The following is a 21,890-nucleotide window of genomic DNA, read 5'->3' as shown; positions in this document are numbered from 1 at the left end:
GCCGAGGTCGCCGAGACCTTAATACACCGCCTTCACCGGCAAGTCGAAGAAGTACTACGCCACAGTCCGGCTCCTAGGCACTGTCCGGCGGATCATGTGACTGTCGGATTGGTGGCTCGTTGTTCCCGGCATGGGGCGGGGTGATCTGACGAATACCGAGTGGGGCCGGTTGGAGCCGCACTTGCCGGCGTCGGGGCGGCGTGGTGGCCGAGGGAGCGATCACCGCAGGGTGATCAACGGGATCTTGTTCCGGGTGTGAACGGGCGTACCATGGCGGGATCTTCCGGAGCGTTTCGGCACCTGGAAGACCGTCTGCGAGCGGCACCGGCGTTGGTCGGCGGACGGCACATGGGACCGGATTCTGCGTGCTGTCCAGGCGGACGCCGACCTCACGGGCCGGGTCGACTGGAGCATGGTCAGCGTCGATTCGACGTCATGCCATGCTCATCAGCATGCGGCCGGAGCCCGGAAGGAGAAGCCGCGCGTCCCAAAAAAGGAGGACGCCCCGGCACCACCGCCCCGGCGAAGGACTCGGACGGTCCCGGGGCGGTTTGACCTGCAAGATCCACCTCGCCGGTGAGGGCGGATGCCGGCCCATGGCCTTCCTGCTCACGCCGGGCCAGTGGGGCGACGCGCCGCAGATGATTGAGGTCCTCGAACGCGTCGCCGTTCCCCGACCGCAGGGCGGACGGCCGCGCACCCGGCCGGACCACCTCGGCGGTGACAAGGCATACAGCTCACGCCGCAACCGCCGTTACCTGCGAAGACGCCAGATCAAACACACCATCCCCGAACCGAAGGAGCAGCGGGCCAATCGCACAAGACGCGGAAGCAGTGGCGGTCGGCCCGCCGGCTTCAACAGCGAGATCTGCAAGCGCCGCAACGAGGCCGAGCGAATGATCAATCGGCTCAAGAACTCCCGGGCTGTCGCCACCCGCTACGACAAGAGGGTCTACGTCTTCCAGGGCACCCTCACCGTCGCCGCAATCCGGCTCTGGCTCCGCCCGTGAGATGCGCCCTGCATCTGGTTACGCCCAGAACTGCTTAGCCGCCAGCAGCGTTGCTCATACAATGCCGAAGGTATGACGGCACTTTCATCCTTCACCTTCGTGCGCCACATAGACGGGCTCCGTTACCACTTCGAACGCGACGGCGAGCACAATGGCCGTCCTGCCTACCGCCGAACGGACGGGAACGTGCGGTGTGTCTGGTCGCCGACCGACGGCTGGCACTGCGAGATCGCTGACGGCCTCGTCACCGCCCATCCCCTCAATAGCCACGCTGACGAACCCGAACTCCCGGCCACCGTCTGGCGCAGCTTCAAAGGCGATCGCTCCTACCTCTACGACCTCCGGATCGATCCTTGACCCTGAAGCATGATCCGCCGGACAGTGCCTAGTCCGCCGCGTCAGACGCCTCGGCCAGACCCGTATCCCCTAGGGACAGGGCGAGTTGTTCACCGCGAACGCCGCATGGCTTACCCTCGCCGCCCTCGCCCACAATCTCACCCGCGCGCTCGGCACCCTGGCCTCCGCCTTCCACGCCAGAGCCCGCCCGGCACCGTCCGCCGCCACCTGAGTGCCGTCCCCGCCCGCCTTGCCACGGGTGCACGCACCCTGACCTGGCACTTCCCGAACCGATGGCCCTGGCTGGAGGCACTGGAGCACTTGTGGACGGCCGTCGGTCTCCGCCTGCGCACCTGACCCGTCGGACCGACTGCCCACCCACGACCCGAAGGACCACGGAGACCCCGTCACCGGACCGGCCATCCGACACCCACCCCCACCTGAAACCGGACAACCCTCCGAAAACTGACCAGCAAACCCGATCAGGATTCACGCGGTGGAAGGGCCGCATTCCCACTGAGGAGGAAGGTCCCTCGAACCAAGCGGTCTCACATGAAGAGGGAGAAGCGGACGAGTGAATAAGAGGTGCCCTGCGCTTCCTCTCACCCACCAGGCGCGGAAATTTCTCCTGACCAATGCTGGAACCAGCGGCGGCATCCCCTCGATCGCCAACGGCGGAACACCGGCACTGGCTGAGCCGCCTTCAACAAGGCGGCACGCAGCAGAAGTGCACCTCGCCTCCCCGGCCGGATTCGGAGAGTGACGAAACGTGGACCAGTTGCGAACTGTGCGCAATCAACGGTATGCGCCAAAAGCTCCACCATGACATACGCCACTGAATGTTTACCTCGCACGTGACCTTATTTGTCCATTACCGCCTCCTTCCTCCCCTTTACTAGCGCGATACCTTCACTTGAAGATCACATAAGTGATCCACTGAATGTCGAGGGGGGAGAACAGTGGCAACAGCTCGCACATCTCCAAAAAGTCAACACAGAAGACCCTGGCAAGACCGGCGGCTCCGGTATGTCGCCGGCGGGCTCGCTCTGGCTATGGCCATCAGCCTTGTCGACGGCGCGAGCGCGGCGATCGCCGCTTCACCTGGGGCGGTCGATGCCCCCAAGAAGCCGACTGTCACCCAGGCCGCGGACATCGCGTCGGCGACGGTGGCGGCCCGCCTGTCAGGCAAGCGGGTGGAGGCTCTGTCGGAGCGCACGGAAACATCGACGACCTGGGTCAACAAGGACGGCAGTCTCACGACTGAACTGTCGGCAGGACCGGTCCGTTTCGAGCGCGACGGCGCGTGGGTCGACGTCGATGTGAACCTGCGGGTGTCCGGAAGCGGTGTTGAACCGGTCGCACACCCCGCCGGCCTGATGCTGGCCGGCAAGACGGGTACGCCGGCGAAGTCACTGGAGGCAGCGCAGGAGTCGAAGGCCGTCGACCTGGTGACGCTGGGCGAGGGGTACCAGCGGATCACCCTCCAGTGGAAGGGCGGGCTGCCCGCGCCGAAGCTGGACGGGACCCGGGCGGAGTACGTCAACGCCGTGCCGGGCGCTGATGTGGTCGTCGAGGCGACGCGTACCGGCTTCGAGCAGTACGTCGAGATCAAGCAGCAACCGCAGGAGAAGAAAGGTTTCTCCTACACTCTGCCTCTCCAGGCTGAGGGGCTGTCGGTGAAGCAACTGCCGGGCGGCAGTGTGCAGTTCACCGACAAGAAGAACAAGAAACAGGCTGTCATGCCCGCGCCAGTCATGTGGGATGCGACAGTCGATCCGGTCTCCGGTGAGCACACGCGCCGGGTGCCGGTGGCAATGAAGGTGGTGAAGAAGGGCTCCTCCTCGGTCGACCTGGTAGTCACTCCGGACGCGAAGTTCCTCACGGACGCGAAGACCAAGTACCCCGTCACCGTCGACCCGTCCACCTCCGCACTGGCCAACGTCTTCGACACCTACGTCCAGCAGGGCGAGACGGTCGACTGGTCCAACGACACCGAACTGGACCTCGGCAACCCCGGCACGCTCAACGCCGACGGTACGCCGCGCTCCGCACGCTCCTTCATCACCTGGGACACCACTCCCGTACGGGACTCCTTGGTGAAGAATGCGAAGCTCAGCCTGTACAACTTCCACTCCGGCAACGCCGACTGCGCGCCGGCGGAATGGACGGTATGGGCGACGGGTGCGGCATCGACCGCGTCGCGGTGGTCCAACCAGCCGGAGTGGGTGGAGCAGTATGCCTCCTCCACGGAGACCGCGGGTCGTGACAACTGCGGCGGCGACGGCTGGATCAACGCGGACGTCACCAGCCTGGTCCAGGTCTGGGCGTCGGCGAAGAACACCCGCTCCCACATGGGCCTGCGCGCCCCGTCGGCTTCCACGACCCAGTGGAAGCAGGTCAACTCTGCGAACGCGGCGGCCAACCCGCCGAAGCTGACGGTGACGTACAACTTCCGCCCGAAGACAGGCACGAACCGTGAGGCCGGCCCGCCGTTCTTCTCCTACGGGGGTGACTACACGGTCAACACCGTGACGCCGACGCTGCGGGACACCTTCGTCGACGTCAACGGCGACTCCGTGATCGGCACGTTCCAGATTGCTGACTCCGCCACCGGTTCTCAGGTCGGTGAGATCCTCACCTCCGAGTTCACGGCGTCCGGTTCCCCCGCGTCGGTGAAGGTGCCGTCGGGTCTGCTGACCAACGGCAAGACCTACAAGTTCCGTACCTCGCCGTACGACGGGGCGGACTTCAACCTCGCCTGGTCGGCATGGAAGACGTTCACCGTCGACACCACCGCGCCATCGGCCCCGTCGAAGATCGTCTCGACGGACTACCCGAGCGACAAGTGGGTCAAGGGCGAGGGCCAGGCCGGCACGTTCACCATCACACCTCCGTCCGGCATGGACCACCAATGGCTGGAGTGGTCACTGGACGGCGTCACCTGGAACAAGGTGGAGACCGGTGGAGCAGGCACGAACAAGACCATCAACGTCACCCCGCCGAAGAACGGCACCCACTCCCTGTCGGTGCGGTCCGCGGACAAGGCGGACAACAAGTCCGAGGCCACGCAGTACACCTTCCACGCCGGACCAGGTGGCTTCCTCCAGCCGCTCGACGGTGCTCGCACGGCCCGACGTCTGGCTCTCCAGGTAGAGGTCGAGGCGGGGAAGTACGACAAGGCATCCTTCCTCTGGAGGCGTTCCGAGGCTGACAGCTGGACTGCGATTCCCGTAGCAGACGTCAGCGTCGGCGGTACCGCGCTCACGGCGTGGCCCGTCGGGCTGGCCAACGGCAAGAACGCCGCGTTGACGTGGAATGCCACGGACACCGTCAACCCCGATGGCGCCATTCAGATCAAGGCTGACTTCACCGGCCCGAACAACGCGTCGGGGAGTACGGAACCGCTGATCGCCGTGGTGGACCGCAATGCGGACGGAGCCAGCACCGAGAACGTCGGGCCGGGCTCTGTGAACCTTCTGACAGGCGATTTCACGCTGAACACCACCGATGCTTCCTTCTTCGGGCTGACGGTGTCTCGTACCGCCTCCTCGCGTAAGCCGAACGCCGGCAGCACGCAAGCAGGGCAGTTCCCGATCTTCGGTAAGGAATGGGTCTCCGGCACGGTCGCGGAGGCGCTGCAAGTCAGCTTCAGCAACATCCGAAAGGTGTCCGACACCGCGCTCGACGTGGTCCAGGACGACGGAACGGCGATCAGCTTCACCGCCAACTCCGACCGGACCGGCTGGATTCCGGCTCCGGGCTTCGAAGACCTCACCCTGACCGGTGCGTTCTCCGGGACCTTCACCCTCGTCGACACCGAGGGCACCAAGACCACCTTCGCAAAGCCTACGGCGACAGCCACCACCTGGCAGACGAGCACGATCGAGAAGAGCGGTACTGCGGACTCCACCTCCACGGTCGTCTCCGACACCGTCACGGTGTCAGGCAAGGTACTGGCTCGCCCGAAGCTGCTGGTCGCGCCCAACGAAGCGGTCTCGACAGCTACCTGCCGGACGACTCCGGCGACTCGGGGATGCCGGACGCTGGAGTTCATCTACGCGACTTCGACCACGGCCACGGGGACCGGCACCGACGCGGAATTCGGTGACTTCGAAGGCCAGGTCAAGGAGATCCGTCTCTGGGCGACCGCGCCCGGAGCGACTGCTGCCACCTCTACCGCAGTAGCGGGTTACCGCTACGACGACAACGGCAGCCTCCGGCAGTCCTGGAATCCGCGAGTAGGCCGTCAGGCCCAGGTCCAGTACTCCTACGACGCGGGCCGGATCGTCAGTTACGAACCGGCGGGACAACTGCCGTACACGTTCACCTACGGCAACCCCAGCGCAGGCTCCGCTTCCGGTGAAGGGATGCTTCTGAAGGTCTCCCGGCCGAGGCTCAAGGAAGGCAGCGCCTCCGAGACGGACGGACAGGCTGTCACCTCCGTGGTCTACGGTGTGCCGCTGACCGGCACGCGAGCTCCGTACGCCATGGGTGCCTCCGACGTATCCGGCTGGGGGCAGGAGAGCCAGCCCACCGACGCCACCGCGATCCTTCCGGCTGATTCCGTCCCGTCGTCACATTCCGGTTCAACCCTGGCGGCTGCCGACTACCGTCGTGCCGCCGTGCAGTACCTGGACGCCTCTGGCCGTCTCGTCAACACCGCGGCACCGGGCGCCCACATCAACAGCACCGACTACGACCGCTTCGGCAACGTCATCCGAAGTCTCACCGCGAGCAACCGCGCGCTCGCCCTGGGCACGACCGCGGCTCAGCGCACGGAACTGGCCACCCTGGGTATCGACGGCCTTGCGTCTGGGGAACGAGCCCGGATGCTCTCCAACGAGGCGGCCTTCGATTCCCAGGGTCAGCGACAGTTGGAAACCTTCGGGCCGATCCGTCGCATCGATCTGGCGAAGGACCTTAAGAACGGGACCACCACCCTGGTCTCCGCGGGCACTTCGGTACCCGCCCGCCAGTGGACGGTCTTCGAGTACGACAAGGGCCGTCCTACGGACGGCACCGCAGGTATCAAGAACCAGGTGACCTCCGCAGTTGTCGGTGCCCTCGTTCGTGATCATTCTGTGGCGGCCGGTGACGAGCGGCGTGTCGAAACCCAATACGACTGGGTCAAGGGCATGCCCAGGGCCGAGACCAAGGATTCGGGCGGCCTTGACCTGACCACGAAGTACGGCTACGACGCTCAAGGACGCATCACCAGCGTGGTCCCGCCCGGCGGTACTGGGTCTGAGGCCGCCACGCGCACCACTAGGTACTGGGCGGCTGACGGCAGTGGCCAGTGCAAGGGCCGTCCGGAGTGGGCTGGTCTCGAATGCTGGTCCGGCCCCGGTGGAACGATCACGGGAGGCGGAAGCCAGCCGTCCGAGTTGCCTGGTTCGACGAGCGAGTACGGGTACCTCGGCCAGGTCGCGAAGAAGACCGACACGGCCAACGGTTCGACCCGCACGACCTCCTACCAGTTCGACGCGGCCGGCCGGCCCACGGTGACCACCGTGACCGGTGGCGTAGGAACCGCAGTTCCGGAGGTCACAACCACTTACGACTCCACGACGGGGCAGCTGGTGAAGACCGCTTCCTCCACGGGAGGCACTATCGTCGCCTCGTACGACAAGCTCGGTCGGGTCATCTCCTACACGGATGCCGACGGAGGTACGACCACCACGACGTACGACTACCTGGACCGGCCGGTCCAGGTCAAGGACAACGTCCCGTCCTCGGTGACCTACACCTACGATGACGCCGCCGAACCTCGGGGTCTCGCCACAAAAATCACCGACTCCGTCGCGGGTGCGTTCACCGCCTCCTACGACGAGAACGGAACCGTCGCGAAGGAGGGCCTGCCCGGCGGCTACACCGTGACGCAGAAGTCCAACAGTGCCGGTTCCGTCATCGATCGCATCTACACCCGCAACAGCGACAGTGCCGTCGTCTACTCCGACACGAACACTGAGACTGTGCACGGACAGATCAGCGGCAACTCCAGCTGGTCCGAGCACCGGTACAGCTACGACGACACCGGCCGTCTCACCGGCGTGGACGACACCACGGCAAACACCTGCACCCGTCGCGTTTACGGCCTCGACCAGCGTTCGAACAGGAGCTCGCTGACGACCGCCACAGTTGTTCCAGGCGCAGAGTGCTCTTCTGACGGAGCCACGAACACGTCCTACTCCTACGACAGCGCCGACCGGCTGATCGCATCCGGTTACACCTACGACGCTTTCGGCCGGACCACTGCTCTTCCCGGCAGCAGCATGTCCTACTACGCCAACGACCTGGTGCGTCAGCAGACGACGGGAACTGAACGGCAGACCTGGGGTCTGGACTCGTCGCTCCGCTTCCGCAACTGGACGTCCGAGCGGAATGTCTCCGGCAGCTGGACCGCTACCATCACTGCCGTCAACCACTACAGCTGCTCCTGTGACAGCCCTCGGTGGATCGTGGACAACACCACGACAGGGGCGATCAGCCGGAACGTGCAATCGGCCAGCGGCAATCTGGCAGCGGTGACGGGCAAGGACGGCGGCGTTGTCCTTCAAGTCACCAACCGCCATGGCGACACCGCGCTGACCCTGCCACTGGACCAGTCCCAGGCGCCCGTTGTCCTTGACGCCGACGAGTACGGCAATCCCAAGACGACGAAGACCCGTTACGGCTGGCTCGGGAACAAGCAACGCTCTGCGGAGACCCCCTCGGGAGCCGTGCTGATGGGCGTTCGCCTCTACAACCCCGAAACCGGGCGATTCCTGTCCATCGACCCTGTTCCGGGGGGCAATGACAACGGTTATATTTATCCGGCCGATCCGGTCAACATGTATGACCTGAACGGCATGTACCGGGTCACATGGGGCATTGTCAGCGGAACCATCTACTTCAACAAGCGGGAAACGAAGAAGATGAAGTCCGCTGCCGAGGCGCCCGCCGTTATAGCCGGAGGGCTTGCAGTTCTCGGAGTCGGCTCCATCGTGGTCAAGTGGGTTGCCCTCAACGCCGCGACCATTGCCTGGCACGCCAAGCAGGCGTACGACTACGGACGCTGCGTGCAGCTGAAGTGGCCTATTGCCTTCCCTGGCCTGATCCCGGGCCAGTACAGCAAGAAGAAGCAAGGGTGCAAGTGAGTGCGTGAACGTGAGATAGCGGGTGCAATTCTTTTCCTGCTCATAGCTGGGGTGATGGCGGCTTCACTCGCTTACACCCACGGCGGCTTTCCCATCGTGTTGACCGCAACAGGCATAGTCCTGGCGCTGGCCGGTGCGGGTAGATCGCTGGCCAAGGTCAGGAAGAAGTAGGTAAAACACGCAAAAGAGTCCGGCCGCCGAGGATCGGCGACCGGACTCTCGCGTTCGATCGACCTTTGCTGGACCCTCCCGAAAAATTTGCTGCCGGTCATGACTGGAACCCGTCATCGGCATCGGGCGACTCGATCCGATGTGACGGAAAGTATGCAAGCCCACACGGTCCACTTATCAAGTGACGCGATCACCTCAGATACAGTTGGCTCGATCTTGGCTTTTTCCTTACAACTCCCTTACGTGAGCGGGGGAGTGATGGAGGCCCTGGGATGCAGGGCAGGGGGCGTGCGGTCCGGTATGAGAGCACATCGTTGGTGGGGGACGGGCGCGGTCGTTGCGGCGGCCGTGTGCGGGACGTTGGTGGTACAGGCAGTCGGTGGGGGCTCCGACGGTGACAAGAAGACTGAGGGCAAGGCTGCGCCTGTCCGCGATCAGGTGCGGTCGGCAGCGTTGAAGGTCGGCGGCGACGGGAAGTCCGCGTCCTTCGCCCGGCAGGATGTCGAGCCGTTCAGCCTGGTCGGAGTCACCTGGGAGAAACCTTTCTCCAGGTTGGCGGGCAAGGTGGAGGTGCGGACCCGGGCCGTCGCGTCAGGGAAGTGGTCGGGGTGGCTGACCCTGGACAGTGACCCGGGGACAGGTGAGCAGAACGCATCCCGGGGCGGTACCGAGCCGGCGTGGGTCGGGCTGTCCGACGGGGTCGAGGCGCGGATCGACGGGAAGGTGACGTCGGCGCTGCCCGAGGGGCTGCGCCTGGACATGGTCGCCTCCGGCGGGAAGCGCACGGGTACAGGGAACGACATCGAGCCCGCGGCGTTCCGTATGGACGGGCCGGAGCCGCCGGCGGCCTCCGAGTCCCCGTCGTCGGATGCGACCGACGGCACGACGGCGGAACCGTCGCCGACTGATCCCGGCACCACCGAGCCGTCGCCCTCGGAGTCGGAGTCCGTTCCGGCGTCGCCCTCGGTCTCCGAGAGCGCCACATCCAGCGAGTTCCCGTCCGATTCGGCGTCGCCGTCTCCCTCGGGGACCACGCCCACGCCTCTGTCGTCCACGGTTCCCCAGCCGCCGATCACCGCCCGCTCGGGGTGGGGCGCGGACGAATCGATCAGCCCGGAGGAGCCGTCGTACATCGCGGGGAAGGTCAGGGCGACCGTCGTCCACCACACGGCCTCGGTCAACGACTACACCTGCGCCGAAGCCCCCTCGATGATCAACGCGATCTACACGTACGATGTGAGGACGCTGGGCTGGAAGGACATCGGCTACAACTTCCTCGTCGACAAGTGCGGGACGATCTACGAGGGTCGCAAGGGCGGCGTCGGACTCCCGGTCGTCGGCGCGCACGCGTACGGCTTCAACTCGCAGACCACCGGAATCGCGGTCATCGGCACCTATATGGACGCCGCACCCTCTACTGAGGCGATGACCTCGGTCGCCCGCCTCGCCGCGTGGAAGCTGGGCCAGTACGGCGTCGATCCCGACTCGAACGTCACCCTCACCACCGCCGTCAGCGGCCAGAACCTCGCCGGCAAGAGCTGGGGTCCCGGTGAGCAGATGACGGTCTCCGCGATCCACGGCCACCGCGACGGCTACAACACTCTGTGCCCCGGTGACGCCTTCTACCCCGCGCTCGCCACCGTCCGCGCTCTCGCGGCCGGTCCGGTCACCGGCCTCACGCTGGGCACGGTCACCGGCACGAGCGTGGTCGGCACCACCCCGTACACCAACGGCCCGCTCACCGTGACCTGGTCCGCCATGACCCCGACGTCCCTCATCTCGTCGTACGAGGTCCTCGTCGACGGCAAGACGGCCGCCACCGCCTCGGGCACGGCGACGTCCGCGAAGCTGACCCTGGCCCCGGGCACGCACCAGGTCCAGGTCAAGGCCGTCCACCAGTCCAGGAAGACCGTCACCAGCGCGGCGCGGACCGTCGTCGCCGAGACCACGGCACCGACGTTCACCACGAAGCCGAACCTCGCGCTGCGCACCGGCACCGTCGCCACCGCGGCCGTCCCGCTGACCCTCGGCTGGAAGGCCACCGACAACGTCTCCCTGAAGGAGGCCCGCCTCACCGCCCCGCTCGCGAAGACGTACGGGCCGGCGGTCACCACCGCCGCGCACACCGCGAAGTCCGGTGTCGCAACGGCCTGGTCGCTGCGCGCGTACGACACCGTCGGCAACTCCGCCGCCGCCTCGGTCGCGGGCACTCCGGTGATCCTTCAGGAGACCTCCGCCGCGAAGGCCGGGACCTGGACGGCGAAGTCGTCCACCAGTTACCTCGGCGGCAAGTCCCTCTCCAGCAGCGCCAAGAACGCCTCGCTGACCTGGACCTTCACCGGCCGCTCCGTCGCCTGGGTCGTCTCCCGCGCTGCGACCTCCGGGCAGGCCGACATCTACATCGACGGCAAGAAGGTCACCACCGTCGACCTCAAGTCCGCCACCACCGCCTACCGCAACGCGATCTGGACCAAGACCTGGACGACCAGCGCGAAGCACACCCTCAAAATCGTGGTGAAGGGGACCGCCGGGCGGCCCGCCGTCACCACCGACGGAATCGTCTACCTGAAGTAGGACTGCGACGGCGGCTGCGGTCCCGGTGATCCGGGACCACAACCGCCGTGCGTTGAGGGGCAGGGACTACGGCTGTTTGTCGATGCCCGCTTTCCAGCCGACGGCGAGGGACCATCGGACGGAACCCGTGATCTCGGCCTTGATCAGGACCCGGGGCTTGGGAGAGGCGATCGCGATCTCGTTGTAGCTGCCGTCCGGTACCGGGTGGCACTGGAGGGTGTACTCGGTCAGCGAACCGATCGAGACCTTGAGGGTTCCGGTCCCTTTGCGGGCGGCCTGGACGGCCACGGTGCCGGGTGGGAGCCGGAGCAGGCGCTGAGGCTCAGCACAGTCACGGCTGCGATGAGACAGGCGGCCGGGACGTGGTGGGGTGTCAGCTGGCCGATGTGAACCAGCCGACCTGGAAGGGCTGATCGCTCACCACGTTCTTGTGCGGGGTGGTCTGGCAGTTGCTGTAGATGAAGAGGGCGTGGGTGGAGACCTCCAGGGTTCCGCTCACCGAGACACCCACGGTGCCCGAGGAGACGGAGGTGTGACCGCCCGAGGCTGTGAGCGGGCTGCCGGTCCGCGTGTCGAGGACGCGGGCCGGGGCGATCGGCACGTAGCCGGTGGTGAAGTAACCGTTCACCGTGATCTTGAGGCCGCTGGCCCCGGCGTGGTTGAAGGCGTCGATCTTGCTGCCCGCGCCCACCGCGACGATCTGGGAGTTGTCCGCGTTCTGACCGGCGGAGACGTCCAGAACCAAGCCCGGCGAGGGCTGGGCCGTACCGCTCGGCCACAGCTCCAGCCAGGTGGCGGCACTCGGGTTTGACCGCCTGCACGTCGACCGAGACTGCGCTGCCCCCCCCCGATGAGGGGACACCGTCCAGCCCGAGCACATGGAAGCCGTATGTGGTGCCTCCCGCGAGGGAGGTTCCCAGACCGACACCGGTAGCGGTGTCGACCAGGGTCGTGGGTGACGCGAACGGAACGAAGTTCCCGCCCGTGCCACTCGCCGCTGGCGTGCATGAACTACTCCAAGAGGTGTACATGGATCAACCACCCCGCCCGGATTGGGCATTTGACGGTCAGATGTGCCCGAGGAGGCGTCTGGTCATGGTTGCCCATCGTCGCGGGTGGGACCGTGCCGCTCCTGGTCCGAACAGTGATCTCCCTCTGGATACGGTGCGGGAGTCGGTCCTGGCCCGGGTGGAGGCGGACCTGATCGGCACGACCCGCCTCGAAGACGTCTCGATCGCCGAATGGGCCGCTCAGTGCCGGATCACTCCGAATGCGGCCTGCAAAGTCCGGCGTCGTGCGGAGGCGCGGCTGATCGCCCTCCTCCGGGAGGAAAGCCGCGACGCCTCCTCGGATGATCCGGTTCTTCTGTCCGCCCTGCACACGTCGCCTTCCGCTGTGACGCTCCCGGCGCGTCGCGACGCCGTGGCTTTGCTGGGTGGCACGCCCTCGATGTCCAGCGCCACAGAATCATGCCGTGCGGGCCAGAATAAGGATTTCTTGTCGGGCGTGGCCAAAAGTGACCCTGATTCCGGACTTTTGAGGTGCGGGGGTTCCACGCCCTCCGTGCATTCCTCTTCGGGTTCGGAGATGGTCTGAGCCTGGATCTGCCGCGTTATCGCCGTCTGCGACTGGGGTCCAGAACGGGGAAGTTCCTTGTGACCTGTGATGATGGGAGTTCTTCAGGCTTCCAGCACGCACGATCAGCAAGGCACTTCGTAAGTGAAATCCTCCCACGCGGCCGCGGCGACGTTCGCGGCGGCCGACGACTCGAATCTGATCGCGTACGGCGGCCTGTCGGCCGGGGTGAGGCTGGCTGAGCGGTGAGGCCTGCCCGGGCTGGTCCATGACAGGGTCCGCCTCACCGGAGCCGCGAACGGTGCGGGCACAGCGCTGGACACGAAGGTGATGTCGCTGGTGGCGGGCATGCTCGCCGGCGCGGACAGTATCGACGATGTGGATGTGCTGCGGCACGGAGCGATGTCCCGCGCGTTCTCCGGGATATGCGCCCGCTCCACGCTCGGCACGTTCCTGCACGCCTTCACCTGGGGCCACGTGCGTCAACTGGAGTCCACCACCGGGGCGTTCACGGCGAACCTGGTCCGGCGCGGACCAGCTGGTGTTCCTGGACATCGACTCGAAGGTGAAACAGGTCCACGGCTACGCCGAGCCGGGTGCCGCCTTCGGCTACACCCGGCAGCGCGGGCTGCACTTCCAGGTCCTGGCTCGCCGCCTTCACTGCGATCGCCACCGGCCTCAATGAAACGACGCCCTATCGCGTACACCAAGAGCGAACCCACGCCTCTCCTGAAACTCCTCCTACTCCGTCTCGTGGCGGGCTGACGGCTGCCTGGCGGGGCGCTCGTCACGAGACACCTACGACGACGAAGTGACGGCGAACGTCTCCGCGACCTCGTCAACGGCCATGGGTGGTAACGGGCGTCGGGGTGGGCGTGAGTGTGGGGGTCCGTTGGGGTGTGGGCCGGGGCGGGGTCAGCGTTCGAAGGTGGCGGTTAGGCGGGCGCGGGCGAGGACGGGTGTGGTGATGGCGGACAGGAGGGCGCGGGGGCGGGCCCGGTCCGGTCGCGCGGTGCCGGGGGTGCTGTCCAGGCGGGCGGCGAGGGCGAACAGCTGGAAGACGTAGTGGTGCGGCCCGTGGCCTTTGATGGGGCCGGGGCCGTGGTACCCGCGACCGATGGTGGAGCGCAGCACCTGCACCCCGGCGGCCGGCTGCCGTGCGTCCAGGGCACCGGGTTCCAGGTGCCGGGCTGCCGGGTCGATCAGGGCGACGCAGTGCACGGCGGGCTTGGCCAGGGGGACGTCGATGTCCTCCATGACCAGGAGGAGTTGGGCGGTACCGGCCGGCGGCGGGGTCCAGGCGAGGTGGGGGGAGAGGTTGGCGCCGCCGATGTTCTTCAGGCAGTGCTCCAACGGCATGGGCTCTCCGTCGCCGAAGTCCCGACTGGTGAGGGTCAGCGCCTCGGCACTGTGCAGAGAGGGCAGATTCCACGCCGTGTGGGCCTCGCCCGCTCTGCGGTTGTGGAGGATGCGGCCGAGCAGGGTCATCGCGTTGCCTCGATCATGTCGATGATTTCAGGGACGGTGGCGGTCTCGCCGAGTTTCGGGAAGACGCGTTCGGTGCTGTGGCGGTGGGCATCGGCGTCAGGGTCGTTCATGGCGTCGGTGGCCAGGACGACGTGGTAGCCGTGGTCGGCGGCCGAGCGCGCGGTCGATTCCACGCCCGAACTGGTCGCGATTCCGGCGAGCACGACTTGGGTGACGCCCACGTCCCGCAGGAGGGTGTCGAGCCCGGTGTCGTGGAACGCGCTGCGCCGTCGTTTGGTGATCAGGTGGTCGGTCGGCCGGACGTCGAGTTCGTCGATGAGGTCGGCCCAGCCGGGTGGCGGCGCGGCGCTGCTCGCGAAGCGCTGGGTCTCGGTGCGTCCCGGGGCGCGGCCGGTGACGTTGACCAGGACCACGGTCAGGCCGTGCCTGCGGAACTCGGTCGTCAGACGCGTCGCCTGCTCGACGGCGGCGGCCGTCCGGCTGTCGGGGTGGGCGGCGACGATGCCCTTTTGCAGGTCGATCACGACGAGTGCGGGTGTGGGGTCGACGGTGGTCAGAGCCATGGGGGTTTCTCCTGCGGATATCGGCCAGTTGCCGGGATCGTGGAGTGAGTTGACGTCCGGTCAGGGTCGTCTGGGGGGAGCCGTCAGATGTGCTGGGCCAGCCGTTCGAGGAGCGGTGCGGCCGTGGCGAGTTGTTCCAGTTCGGCAGGGGTGAACGCGCCGCTGGTCAGGGACCGGGCGATGAGTTCGGCGCGCGCGCTGCGCTTGTCCTTCAGCGCCTGTAGACCGGCGTCGGTCACGGACAGCACCATGCGTCTGCCGTCGTTCGGGTCCGGGCGGCGTTCGGCCAGCCCGCGGGCCCTCAGCGCGCTGAGGGTCGCCCCCATGGCCTGCGCCGAGATCTGCACCTGGCGGGCCAACTCCGAGGAGGTGGTGGGGCCCGAGCGTTCCAGGTGCGACAGCGCGGTCCGCTCGGGCATGGTGAGTCCGCCGTCGACGGGTACGTGACGCACCCGTCGTATCAGCGTGCCGATACCTGCCAGCAGGACCGAGGCGACTTCGTCGGGGTCGGGGTCGTCATGCATATACTAAGGCTACCTTATCAACCTGCCTTAGTATCTGGTGCGCCCGGTGCGGGGGCCTTGTTCGGTGCGGCGGCTCAACTCAGCGCACGTCCTGTGCGGCGCGGTTCCAGGCGGCGTCGCGCAGCAGCCGCAGTCCGTTGAGGCCGACGATGACGGTCGAGCCCTCGTGGCCGAGGACGCCGAGCGGCAGCGGCAGGGTGCCCGCCAGGTCCCAGACGACCAGGCCGGAGATGAACACGGCGGCGACGATCAGGTTCTGCACCACCAGGCGCCGGGCCGTCCGCGACAGGGCGATCACGGCGGGGACGGTGGCGAGTTCGTCGCGGACGATGACGGCGTCGGCGGTCTCCAGGGCGAGGTCGGAACCCGCGCGGCCCATCGCGATGCCGGTGTGGGCGGCGGCCAGGGCGGGGGCGTCGTTGACACCGTCGCCGATCACCAGCACCTTGCGGCCCCGGGCCTGAAGGCGCCGAACGGCGTCGACCTTGTCCTGGGGCAGCAGGCCGGCGTGGACGTCGTCGCCGTTGAGGCCGGCCTCGGCGGCCAGGTGGGCGGCGGCGCGCGGGTTGTCCCCGGTCAGCAGCGTCGGGGCGGCGCCGGTGAGGGCGGTCAGGGCGGCGACGGTCGCGGCGGCGTCGGGGCGCGGCCGGTCGGCGATGCCCAGCACCCCGACGGGGACGCCGTCGCGCAGGATCACGACGGCGGTGCGGCCGCCGTTCTCCAGGTCGGCCGCGACCTCGGCCGCGCGCGCCGCGCCGGTGGCGTCGACGCCGTTGAGGAGGCGGGCCGGTGCGCCGACCGCGACCGTGCGGCCGTCGACGGTGGCGGTGACGCCGACGCCGGGAGCCGAGGCGAAGTCCCGGGTGCCGGCGACGGTCAGGCGGCGGGTGCGGGCGGCGTCGACGACGGCGCGGGCGAGGGGGTGTTCGCTGGGGTGCTCGGCGGCGGCCGCCAGCGCCAGCAGGGCGTCCTCGCCCAGGCCGGAGCCGTCCAGGGGGCGGACGTCGGTGACGCGGGGGGTGCCCTCGGTGAGGGTGCCGGTCTTGTCGAGGGCGACCGCGTCGACCTGCCCGAGCCGCTCCATGACCACGGCGGACTTCACCAGGACGCCGTGCCGCCCGGCGTTGGCGATCGCGGAGAGCAGCGGGGGCATCGTCGCCAGGACGACCGCGCACGGCGAGGCCACGATCATGAAGGTCATCGCCCGCAGCAGCGCCCCGGTCAGGTCCGCGCCGAACGCGAGGGGGACCAGGAAGACCGCCAGGGTCGCGGCGACCATGCCCAGGCTGTAGCGCTGCTCGACCTTCTCGATGAACAGCTGGGTCGGCGCCTTCGTCCCCGAAGCCTCCTCGACCATGGCCACGATCCGGGCGATCACCGAGTCCGAGGCGTCCCGCTCGACCCTCACCCGCAGCGCGCCGGTGCCGTTGAGGGTGCCGGCGAAGACCTCGTCCCCGGGTTCCTTCGCGACCGGCAGCGGCTCGCCGGTGATGGTGGCCTGGTCGACCTCGCTCGCCCCGGTCAGGACACGGCCGTCCGCGCCGACCCGCTCGCCGGGGCGGACCAGGATCGTGTCGCCGACGACCAGTTCCTCGGTGGGGACCGTCAACTCGCTCCCGTCGTCGGCCAGTTGGGTGGCCGTGGTGGGGGCCAGGTCGAGCAGGCCGCGCACCGCGTCCTGGGTGCGGGCGGTCGCCAGCGCCTCCAGGGCGCCGGAGGTCGCGAAGATGACGATCAGCAGGGCGCCGTCCATCACCTGTCCGATCGACGCCGCCCCGATCGCGGCCACGATCATCAGCAGGTCGACGTCCAGGGTCTTCTCCCGCAGCGCCGTCAGCCCCGCCCAGGCCGGTTCCCAGCCGCCGGTGACATAGGCGGCGGCGTAGAGCGGGCCCCACGACCAGGCGCCGACGCCGGTCAACTGGAGCGGCAGCGCGGTCAGGAACAGCAGCAGCGCAACGGCGGCCCAGCGCGCCTCGGTCAGGGCGAACACCCGGGTGCGTCGCCTCGGTGCCGTGCGCGAGGCGGCCTGAGCTGCCCGTTCGGGCCGTTGGAGCAGGTCGGAGGGCATGACGGGGCAACCCCTTCAGGGCGGAGAACGGCGACATCTCCACCGTACAGGAACATCTGAACAGGTATTCATGTGTGGTGGATAGGATGGGCGGCATGGGTCACGGAGCCGACGGCAGGAACCACGCCACCTCCCGCGAACGTCTGGACGCGGCGGGGGCCACCGATGTCGCCGCCACCCTCCAGGCCCTGGCGACCCCGTCGCGGCTGTACATCCTGGCCCGCCTCCAGGAAGGCCCCTGCGCGGTCGGCGACCTCGCCGAAGCCGTGGGCATGGAGCCCTCCGCCTGCTCCCACCAACTCCGCCTGCTGCGCAACCTCGGGCTCGTCACCGGGGAACGCCGGGGCCGTTCCATCGTCTACGCCCTCTACGACAACCACGTCGCCGAACTCCTGGACCAGGCCCTCTACCACGTCGAACACCTACGCCTCGGCCTGCGCGACGCCCCGGCGACGGAGGCGGAGACGGCGGCGGAGACGGCGGCGGAGACGGCGGCTGCGGCTGCGGCTGCTCGGGCGTAGGCGGCGACGGTCGCCCTGCTACGTGAGGTGTGACGGCGTCCGGGGAAGGGCGCTGTGTCCAGGGTCCGGCGTCGGGGGTCGCAGGTGGTCGGGCGGGGGGCCGTGCTCGCGGTGCCGCGTCGGATGCGAGGCAGGCGAGGGATCTACCGACGGGTTCGGACGGCGCAGGGGAACGGCACCGGCACCCCGTTCACCGAGCGCTCCCGCCACGACCGAGCGCCGGCGCTGTGGGGCGGGCTGCCGATGACCGGGGGCACGCGGGGACTGCTGCTCGCCGGGCCGCTCGTCGAACTGGCCTCCTGGCGCCGGCTCTTCGCCCCTCGGTGGGGGCCACGCACCACGATGCTGTCCGGTCTGGTCCTCGGCACGGTCGGCCGTACTTCCTCGGCCGGCTCGGGGACGACCGCCCGTACCTCAGCCCGATCCTGCCGGGGATGGTGGTCTTCCCCTCCGGGGCCCTCCTGACGTTCGCCGGAGCTGCGGTGGTGGCACTGTCCGGGGTTCCCCGGGAACGCGCCGGGATCGCCGGTGGCCTGCTCGGCGCCGCGACGGAACTGGGCCCGACGGCCGGGTTCGTCGCCCTCGTCTCGATCGCCTCGTCGCGGACGACCGCGCTGGGCGGTGATGCCACCGACACGGGTGCGGGGCGCGTGGCGGGCTACGGTCTCGCGCTGGACGTGGCGGCCGTCGGGTTCCTGGTCGTCGCCGTGGTGACCTACGTCGCGCTGCCTCGCCGCCCCGAGGCCCCGAGCCGCCAGGACGAGCAGAGGAGCACCTCACTGTGAAGGGCCCTCTGTCATCGACCTGTCATCGACGCTGCCACCGTGGCCGAGTTCTCCCAGGATGTCGACCTGCTGGTCCTGGATCTCGACGCGCCCAGGGTCTGTCCGGCCGCCACGTCCCAGGCAACAGCCGTGCCTGGGTGGGCTCTGCGAGGTGGCCCCGCTACTCGTCCCGCCCGGTCAGGGGCTCGGTCGGGGTGGGGAGGAAGCGGGGGGTGAGGTTCGGGGTGGGCATGGTGGGGTCGAAGGGGAACAGGGGGCGGCGGACCCGGCGGTGGCCGAGGCGGATCAGGTTCTGGTCGACGCCGCCGGGGGTGAGCGCCATCTTCCAGTCGGCGGCCATGTCGAACAGCTCCGGCTCCAGATAGCCGATCTTGACGACGACGACATCGGCGGCGCGAGGCCTCAACTCCAGGTCGGTGAAGTCGTGTTCGTGGTGGTACGGCTTGCGCAGCCGGGTGAGGATCACGTGCACGCTCCCGACCCGCAGGACCACCTCGGTGCCGGCGTCCCGGTCGCCGTGCCGGATCGCCCGCACCTCCCCGGTGAGGGTGAGCGGCCCGGCGTGCCGGTCGTCGACCTCCGCGCCCGCGGTGACGGTGACGACGGCCCCGACACCCGCGGCCACGGCCGTGTCGACGGCGGCGGGACCCGGCACGGAGGCGTAGATGACGGTCGGGCCGTCCGCACACCTGAACTCGGGGCGGGCCAGGACCTGTTGGAGGCCCCACGTCATGTCGCCCGACGCGCCCGCCGTCGGGTTGTCCCCGGTGTCGCTGATGAAGTAGGGGCGCAGGGGCGAGGCGAGCGCCTCGTCGAGGCAGGCGTCCAGGGTGTCGGTCGGCGCGACGAAGTCGAAGTCGTGCCGGGCCTCCCAGAACCCCCGGGCCAGCCGCTCGGCACCGGCCCCCACCGCGTCCCGGTCCGGCCCGGTGACCACCACGGCGGCCCGGTTGCGCGGCTCGTCGGCCCACGCGTAGCCGACCCAGATCGCGGCGTCGGTGACCCCGTCCACCGCCACCACCTCGTCCACGGCGGCGTACACCCCGCGAGCCGGTTCGATACGGGTCGACGTCTGCTCCCCGGCCAGCAGTACCGGGACCGGGACCCAGGCCTTGAACGGCCGGGGAGCCCCGTTGACGAGGAGGTCGAGGAGGTTGCGCACGGCGCGTTCCTTGGTCTCGGCCACGTCGATGTGCGGGGCGGTGCGGTAGCAGGTGATCAGGTCGCTGAGGTGGGCCAGTTCGCGGGAGACGTTGCCGTGCAGGTCCATGGAGGTGGAGACGAGCACATCGGGTCCGACGACGTCCCGGATGCGCCCGAGCAGGACGGCCTCCGCGTCGTCGAGGCCCTCGACGGTCATGGCGCCGTGGATGTCGTACCAGAGCCCGTCGACGGGGCCCAGGGCGGTCAGCCGGGCGATCAGGTCGTCGGAGAGTTCGGCGAAGGCGCGGGCGGTCACCGTGCCGCCGGGCAGCGCCTTGCCGACCAGGGTGCCGAGCCAGTCGGCGGCGTCCGCGAGGTCCGTGCCGGGGGCGAGGAAGGCGTAGCGGGACAGCACGTCGGCGCCGCGCAGCGGGTGGAAGGCGGGGGCCTCGGTGCGGGCGGGCGAGAAGGTGGACGACTCGATGCCCAGGCCCGCGATGGCGATGCGCGGGCGGGGGATCGGGGAACGGTTCTTGGACACGGTGACTCTCCAGAGGGTCCTGCTGACACATTTCTGCGGATGGCCACCTCTTCCTCCCGGCGCGCGGGACGTGGCCGGAAAGCTACCTGCGGCCCTCCAGGCTGAGGGCGACGGCCCGTTGCAGGGCGAACAGGCCGGCGCCGACCACACCCGCGTCGGCGCCCAGGGACGCCCGCTCGATCACCAGACCCCGGGTGACCAGGGGATGGCAGCCCTCGTACAGCTGGCTGCGCACCGCCGCCACGAACGGCTCCAGGGTGGACAGGCTCCCGCCGAGGTAGACGGCGTCCGGGTTGAAGAAGTTGACGTTGGCCGAAAGCACCATGCCCAGATACCGCCCGGCCTGCCGGACCGCCCGGGTGGCCTCCGGGTCCGCGTCGACCGCCAGCCGTACGACGTCGTCGACCGAGGAGACGGCGAGCCCCCGCTCGCTCAGGATGCGCACCAGCGCGGCACCGGAGGCGACGGTCTCCAGACAGCCGGTGTTGCCGCAGGAGCACGGGATCTCCTGGGCGGCCTCGACCCGGACGTGGGTGATCTCGCCGGCCGCTCCGCCGGCGCCCCGGTAGAGCCGCCCGTCGGCGATGACCCCGGCGCCGATCGCGGAGCCCACCTTCACCATGATCGACTGCCGGTGCTCGGTGGGCCGCACGCTGTGCTCGCCGACGGCCATGCAGTTGGCGTCGTTCTCGATCGCCGCCGGGAGCGCGAACCGTTCCTCCAGCCAGCCCCGGACCGGGAAGCGGTTCCAGCCGGGCATCCGGGACGGCAGCGTGACCACGCCGGAGTCGACGTCGACCGGGCCCGGCAGACACAGGCCCACCCCGCGCAGCTGCGCCCGCCCGTGCCGTTCGGCCAGCTCCTCCACCGTGCGCGCCAGTGCGGGCAGGGCGGCGTCGGGGCCGTCGGCGGTGGCGAACGGGACCGTGGTGACGTCGGTGAGGGCGCCGCCGGGGTGGACGACGCCGACCCGGACGTGCCGGCCGCCTATGTCCGCCGCGACCGCGAAGCCCTCGGTGCCGCCGAGCCGCAGCACCTTGCGCGGGCGGCCGCCGCTGGAGGACCGGGTGCCGTGCTCGGCCACCAGGCCGTCGGCGACCAGCCGGCTCACCGTGGAGGAGATCGTGGAGGGCGCGGCGCCGAGCAGCCCGGCCAGCTCGGTACGGGTCGTGGCCTGTCCGGAGGCGAGGAGTTCGAGGACGCGTTCGGCCAGCTCGGAGCCGCCGGGGGCGGTCCGCCGGTGCGGGCCTGGACTTTTTTCGGTCATGGGCGAAAAAGGCTTTCGCAGCAAGGAGTGAGGGCTTGAGGGCTCGACAGTATGCCCCAGACGCCCGCTCTGTACTTTTTTCAGATCGGCAGAAACAGTCTTTTTACAGCCAACCGTCTGTTTCTTCGAACTTTCCGGACGTTCACTGGCTGAAGTCACCGCTTTCCGCTCCACCACGGAGCGCC

Annotated in this window: 16 protein-coding genes and 1 pseudogene; 8 read left to right on the top strand and 9 right to left on the bottom strand. The window is 68.7% G+C overall.

Going from position 1 to position 21,890, the window contains the following annotated elements:
* Positions 1 to 130: 130 nt before the first annotated feature.
* From ACIQOU_RS35355 to ACIQOU_RS35335, 5 genes and pseudogenes are all read left to right on the top strand, one after another.
* Positions 131 to 1,010, top strand: a pseudogene (locus ACIQOU_RS35355) (IS5 family transposase).
* A gap of 72 nt (positions 1,011 to 1,082) precedes the next feature.
* Entirely contained in the window at positions 1,083 to 1,367 is a 285-nt protein-coding gene (locus ACIQOU_RS35350) for a hypothetical protein (protein ID WP_401544240.1), read from the top strand.
* Between the two features lie 85 nt (positions 1,368 to 1,452).
* Positions 1,453 to 1,578: a hypothetical protein gene (locus ACIQOU_RS35345; protein WP_401544238.1), complete on the top strand. Its 126-nt coding sequence runs from the start codon at positions 1,453 to 1,455 to the stop codon at positions 1,576 to 1,578.
* An 820-nt stretch (positions 1,579 to 2,398) separates the two neighbouring features.
* Positions 2,399 to 8,482: a DNRLRE domain-containing protein gene (locus tag ACIQOU_RS35340; RefSeq protein WP_401544236.1), complete on the top strand. Its 6,084-nt coding sequence runs from the start codon at positions 2,399 to 2,401 to the stop codon at positions 8,480 to 8,482.
* Positions 8,483 to 8,953: 471 nt separating this feature from the next.
* The gene (locus tag ACIQOU_RS35335) at positions 8,954 to 11,227 is read left to right on the top strand and encodes an N-acetylmuramoyl-L-alanine amidase (protein WP_401544233.1); all 2,274 of its coding nucleotides are present in this window, start codon (positions 8,954 to 8,956) and stop codon (positions 11,225 to 11,227) included.
* Positions 11,228 to 11,293: 66 nt separating this feature from the next.
* Here ACIQOU_RS35335 and ACIQOU_RS35330 read toward each other — a convergent pair whose 3' ends face one another.
* Both ACIQOU_RS35330 and ACIQOU_RS35325 read right to left on the bottom strand, forming a co-directional pair.
* A complete protein-coding gene (locus ACIQOU_RS35330; protein WP_401544231.1) occupies positions 11,294 to 11,515 on the bottom strand; it encodes a hypothetical protein in 222 nt (73 codons plus the stop codon).
* An 85-nt stretch (positions 11,516 to 11,600) separates the two neighbouring features.
* Positions 11,601 to 11,972, bottom strand: a complete 372-nt coding sequence (locus ACIQOU_RS35325) for a hypothetical protein (RefSeq protein ID WP_401544228.1) — start codon at positions 11,970 to 11,972, stop codon at positions 11,601 to 11,603.
* Between the two features lie 350 nt (positions 11,973 to 12,322).
* Between ACIQOU_RS35325 and ACIQOU_RS35320 the strand changes: the two genes are divergently transcribed.
* Positions 12,323 to 12,823, top strand: coding sequence for a hypothetical protein (locus ACIQOU_RS35320; RefSeq protein ID WP_401544226.1), 501 nt, complete (start codon positions 12,323 to 12,325; stop codon positions 12,821 to 12,823).
* 487 nt (positions 12,824 to 13,310) lie between these two features.
* Here ACIQOU_RS35320 and ACIQOU_RS35315 read toward each other — a convergent pair whose 3' ends face one another.
* From ACIQOU_RS35315 to ACIQOU_RS35295, 5 genes are all read right to left on the bottom strand, one after another.
* Positions 13,311 to 13,475, bottom strand: a complete 165-nt coding sequence (locus tag ACIQOU_RS35315) for a hypothetical protein (RefSeq protein WP_401544224.1) — start codon at positions 13,473 to 13,475, stop codon at positions 13,311 to 13,313.
* A gap of 242 nt (positions 13,476 to 13,717) precedes the next feature.
* Positions 13,718 to 14,290 carry a YbhB/YbcL family Raf kinase inhibitor-like protein gene (locus tag ACIQOU_RS35310; RefSeq protein WP_401544221.1) on the bottom strand — a complete coding sequence of 191 codons (573 nt, stop codon included), beginning with the start codon at positions 14,288 to 14,290 and terminating at the stop codon, positions 13,718 to 13,720.
* Positions 14,287 to 14,853 carry a cysteine hydrolase family protein gene (locus tag ACIQOU_RS35305; RefSeq protein ID WP_401544219.1) on the bottom strand — a complete coding sequence of 189 codons (567 nt, stop codon included), beginning with the start codon at positions 14,851 to 14,853 and terminating at the stop codon, positions 14,287 to 14,289. Before ACIQOU_RS35305 ends, ACIQOU_RS35310 begins: the two co-directional genes overlap by 4 nt.
* Positions 14,854 to 14,936: 83 nt before the next feature.
* Positions 14,937 to 15,377 (bottom strand): MarR family winged helix-turn-helix transcriptional regulator, encoded by a 441-nt coding sequence (locus ACIQOU_RS35300; RefSeq protein ID WP_401544217.1) that lies wholly within the window; start codon positions 15,375 to 15,377, stop codon positions 14,937 to 14,939.
* Between the two features lie 79 nt (positions 15,378 to 15,456).
* Positions 15,457 to 17,448 carry a heavy metal translocating P-type ATPase gene (locus ACIQOU_RS35295; protein WP_401544214.1) on the bottom strand — a complete coding sequence of 664 codons (1,992 nt, stop codon included), beginning with the start codon at positions 17,446 to 17,448 and terminating at the stop codon, positions 15,457 to 15,459.
* Positions 17,449 to 17,543: 95 nt separating this feature from the next.
* Between ACIQOU_RS35295 and ACIQOU_RS35290 the strand changes: the two genes are divergently transcribed.
* Positions 17,544 to 17,969, top strand: a complete 426-nt coding sequence (locus tag ACIQOU_RS35290) for an ArsR/SmtB family transcription factor (RefSeq protein ID WP_401544212.1) — start codon at positions 17,544 to 17,546, stop codon at positions 17,967 to 17,969.
* A gap of 434 nt (positions 17,970 to 18,403) precedes the next feature.
* Positions 18,404 to 18,754 carry a hypothetical protein gene (locus tag ACIQOU_RS35285; RefSeq protein WP_401544209.1) on the top strand — a complete coding sequence of 117 codons (351 nt, stop codon included), beginning with the start codon at positions 18,404 to 18,406 and terminating at the stop codon, positions 18,752 to 18,754.
* 160 nt (positions 18,755 to 18,914) lie between these two features.
* Here ACIQOU_RS35285 and ACIQOU_RS35280 read toward each other — a convergent pair whose 3' ends face one another.
* Both ACIQOU_RS35280 and ACIQOU_RS35275 read right to left on the bottom strand, forming a co-directional pair.
* Positions 18,915 to 20,438 carry a M81 family metallopeptidase gene (locus ACIQOU_RS35280; RefSeq protein ID WP_401544206.1) on the bottom strand — a complete coding sequence of 508 codons (1,524 nt, stop codon included), beginning with the start codon at positions 20,436 to 20,438 and terminating at the stop codon, positions 18,915 to 18,917.
* An 82-nt stretch (positions 20,439 to 20,520) separates the two neighbouring features.
* Positions 20,521 to 21,705 carry an ROK family protein gene (locus tag ACIQOU_RS35275; protein WP_401544203.1) on the bottom strand — a complete coding sequence of 395 codons (1,185 nt, stop codon included), beginning with the start codon at positions 21,703 to 21,705 and terminating at the stop codon, positions 20,521 to 20,523.
* Positions 21,706 to 21,890: the final 185 nt, after the last annotated feature.

It is taken from the genome of Streptomyces sp. NPDC091279, assembly GCF_044757465.1.
GTDB lineage: Bacteria > Actinomycetota > Actinomycetes > Streptomycetales > Streptomycetaceae > Streptomyces.
The sequence above is the reverse complement of the archived record's forward strand: the minus strand, read 5'-3'. Positions and strand labels throughout refer to the sequence as shown.

Bases quoted from the DNA above. Each gene is read 5' to 3' on its own strand.
- ACIQOU_RS35350 (WP_401544240.1), top strand. From the start codon at position 1,083: ATGACGGCACTTTCATCCTTCACCTTCGTGCGCCACATAGACGGGCTC.
- ACIQOU_RS35340 (WP_401544236.1), top strand. From the start codon at position 2,399: ATGGCCATCAGCCTTGTCGACGGCGCGAGCGCGGCGATCGCCGCTTCA.
- ACIQOU_RS35335 (WP_401544233.1), top strand. From the start codon at position 8,954: ATGAGAGCACATCGTTGGTGGGGGACGGGCGCGGTCGTTGCGGCGGCC.
- ACIQOU_RS35320 (WP_401544226.1), top strand. From the start codon at position 12,323: ATGGTTGCCCATCGTCGCGGGTGGGACCGTGCCGCTCCTGGTCCGAAC.
- ACIQOU_RS35310 (WP_401544221.1), bottom strand. From the start codon at position 14,290: ATGACCCTGCTCGGCCGCATCCTCCACAACCGCAGAGCGGGCGAGGCC.
- ACIQOU_RS35305 (WP_401544219.1), bottom strand. From the start codon at position 14,853: ATGGCTCTGACCACCGTCGACCCCACACCCGCACTCGTCGTGATCGAC.
- ACIQOU_RS35300 (WP_401544217.1), bottom strand. From the start codon at position 15,377: ATGCATGACGACCCCGACCCCGACGAAGTCGCCTCGGTCCTGCTGGCA.
- ACIQOU_RS35295 (WP_401544214.1), bottom strand. From the start codon at position 17,448: ATGCCCTCCGACCTGCTCCAACGGCCCGAACGGGCAGCTCAGGCCGCC.
- ACIQOU_RS35290 (WP_401544212.1), top strand. From the start codon at position 17,544: ATGGGTCACGGAGCCGACGGCAGGAACCACGCCACCTCCCGCGAACGT.
- ACIQOU_RS35285 (WP_401544209.1), top strand. From the start codon at position 18,404: ATGGTGGTCTTCCCCTCCGGGGCCCTCCTGACGTTCGCCGGAGCTGCG.
- ACIQOU_RS35275 (WP_401544203.1), bottom strand. From the start codon at position 21,705: ATGACCGAAAAAAGTCCAGGCCCGCACCGGCGGACCGCCCCCGGCGGC.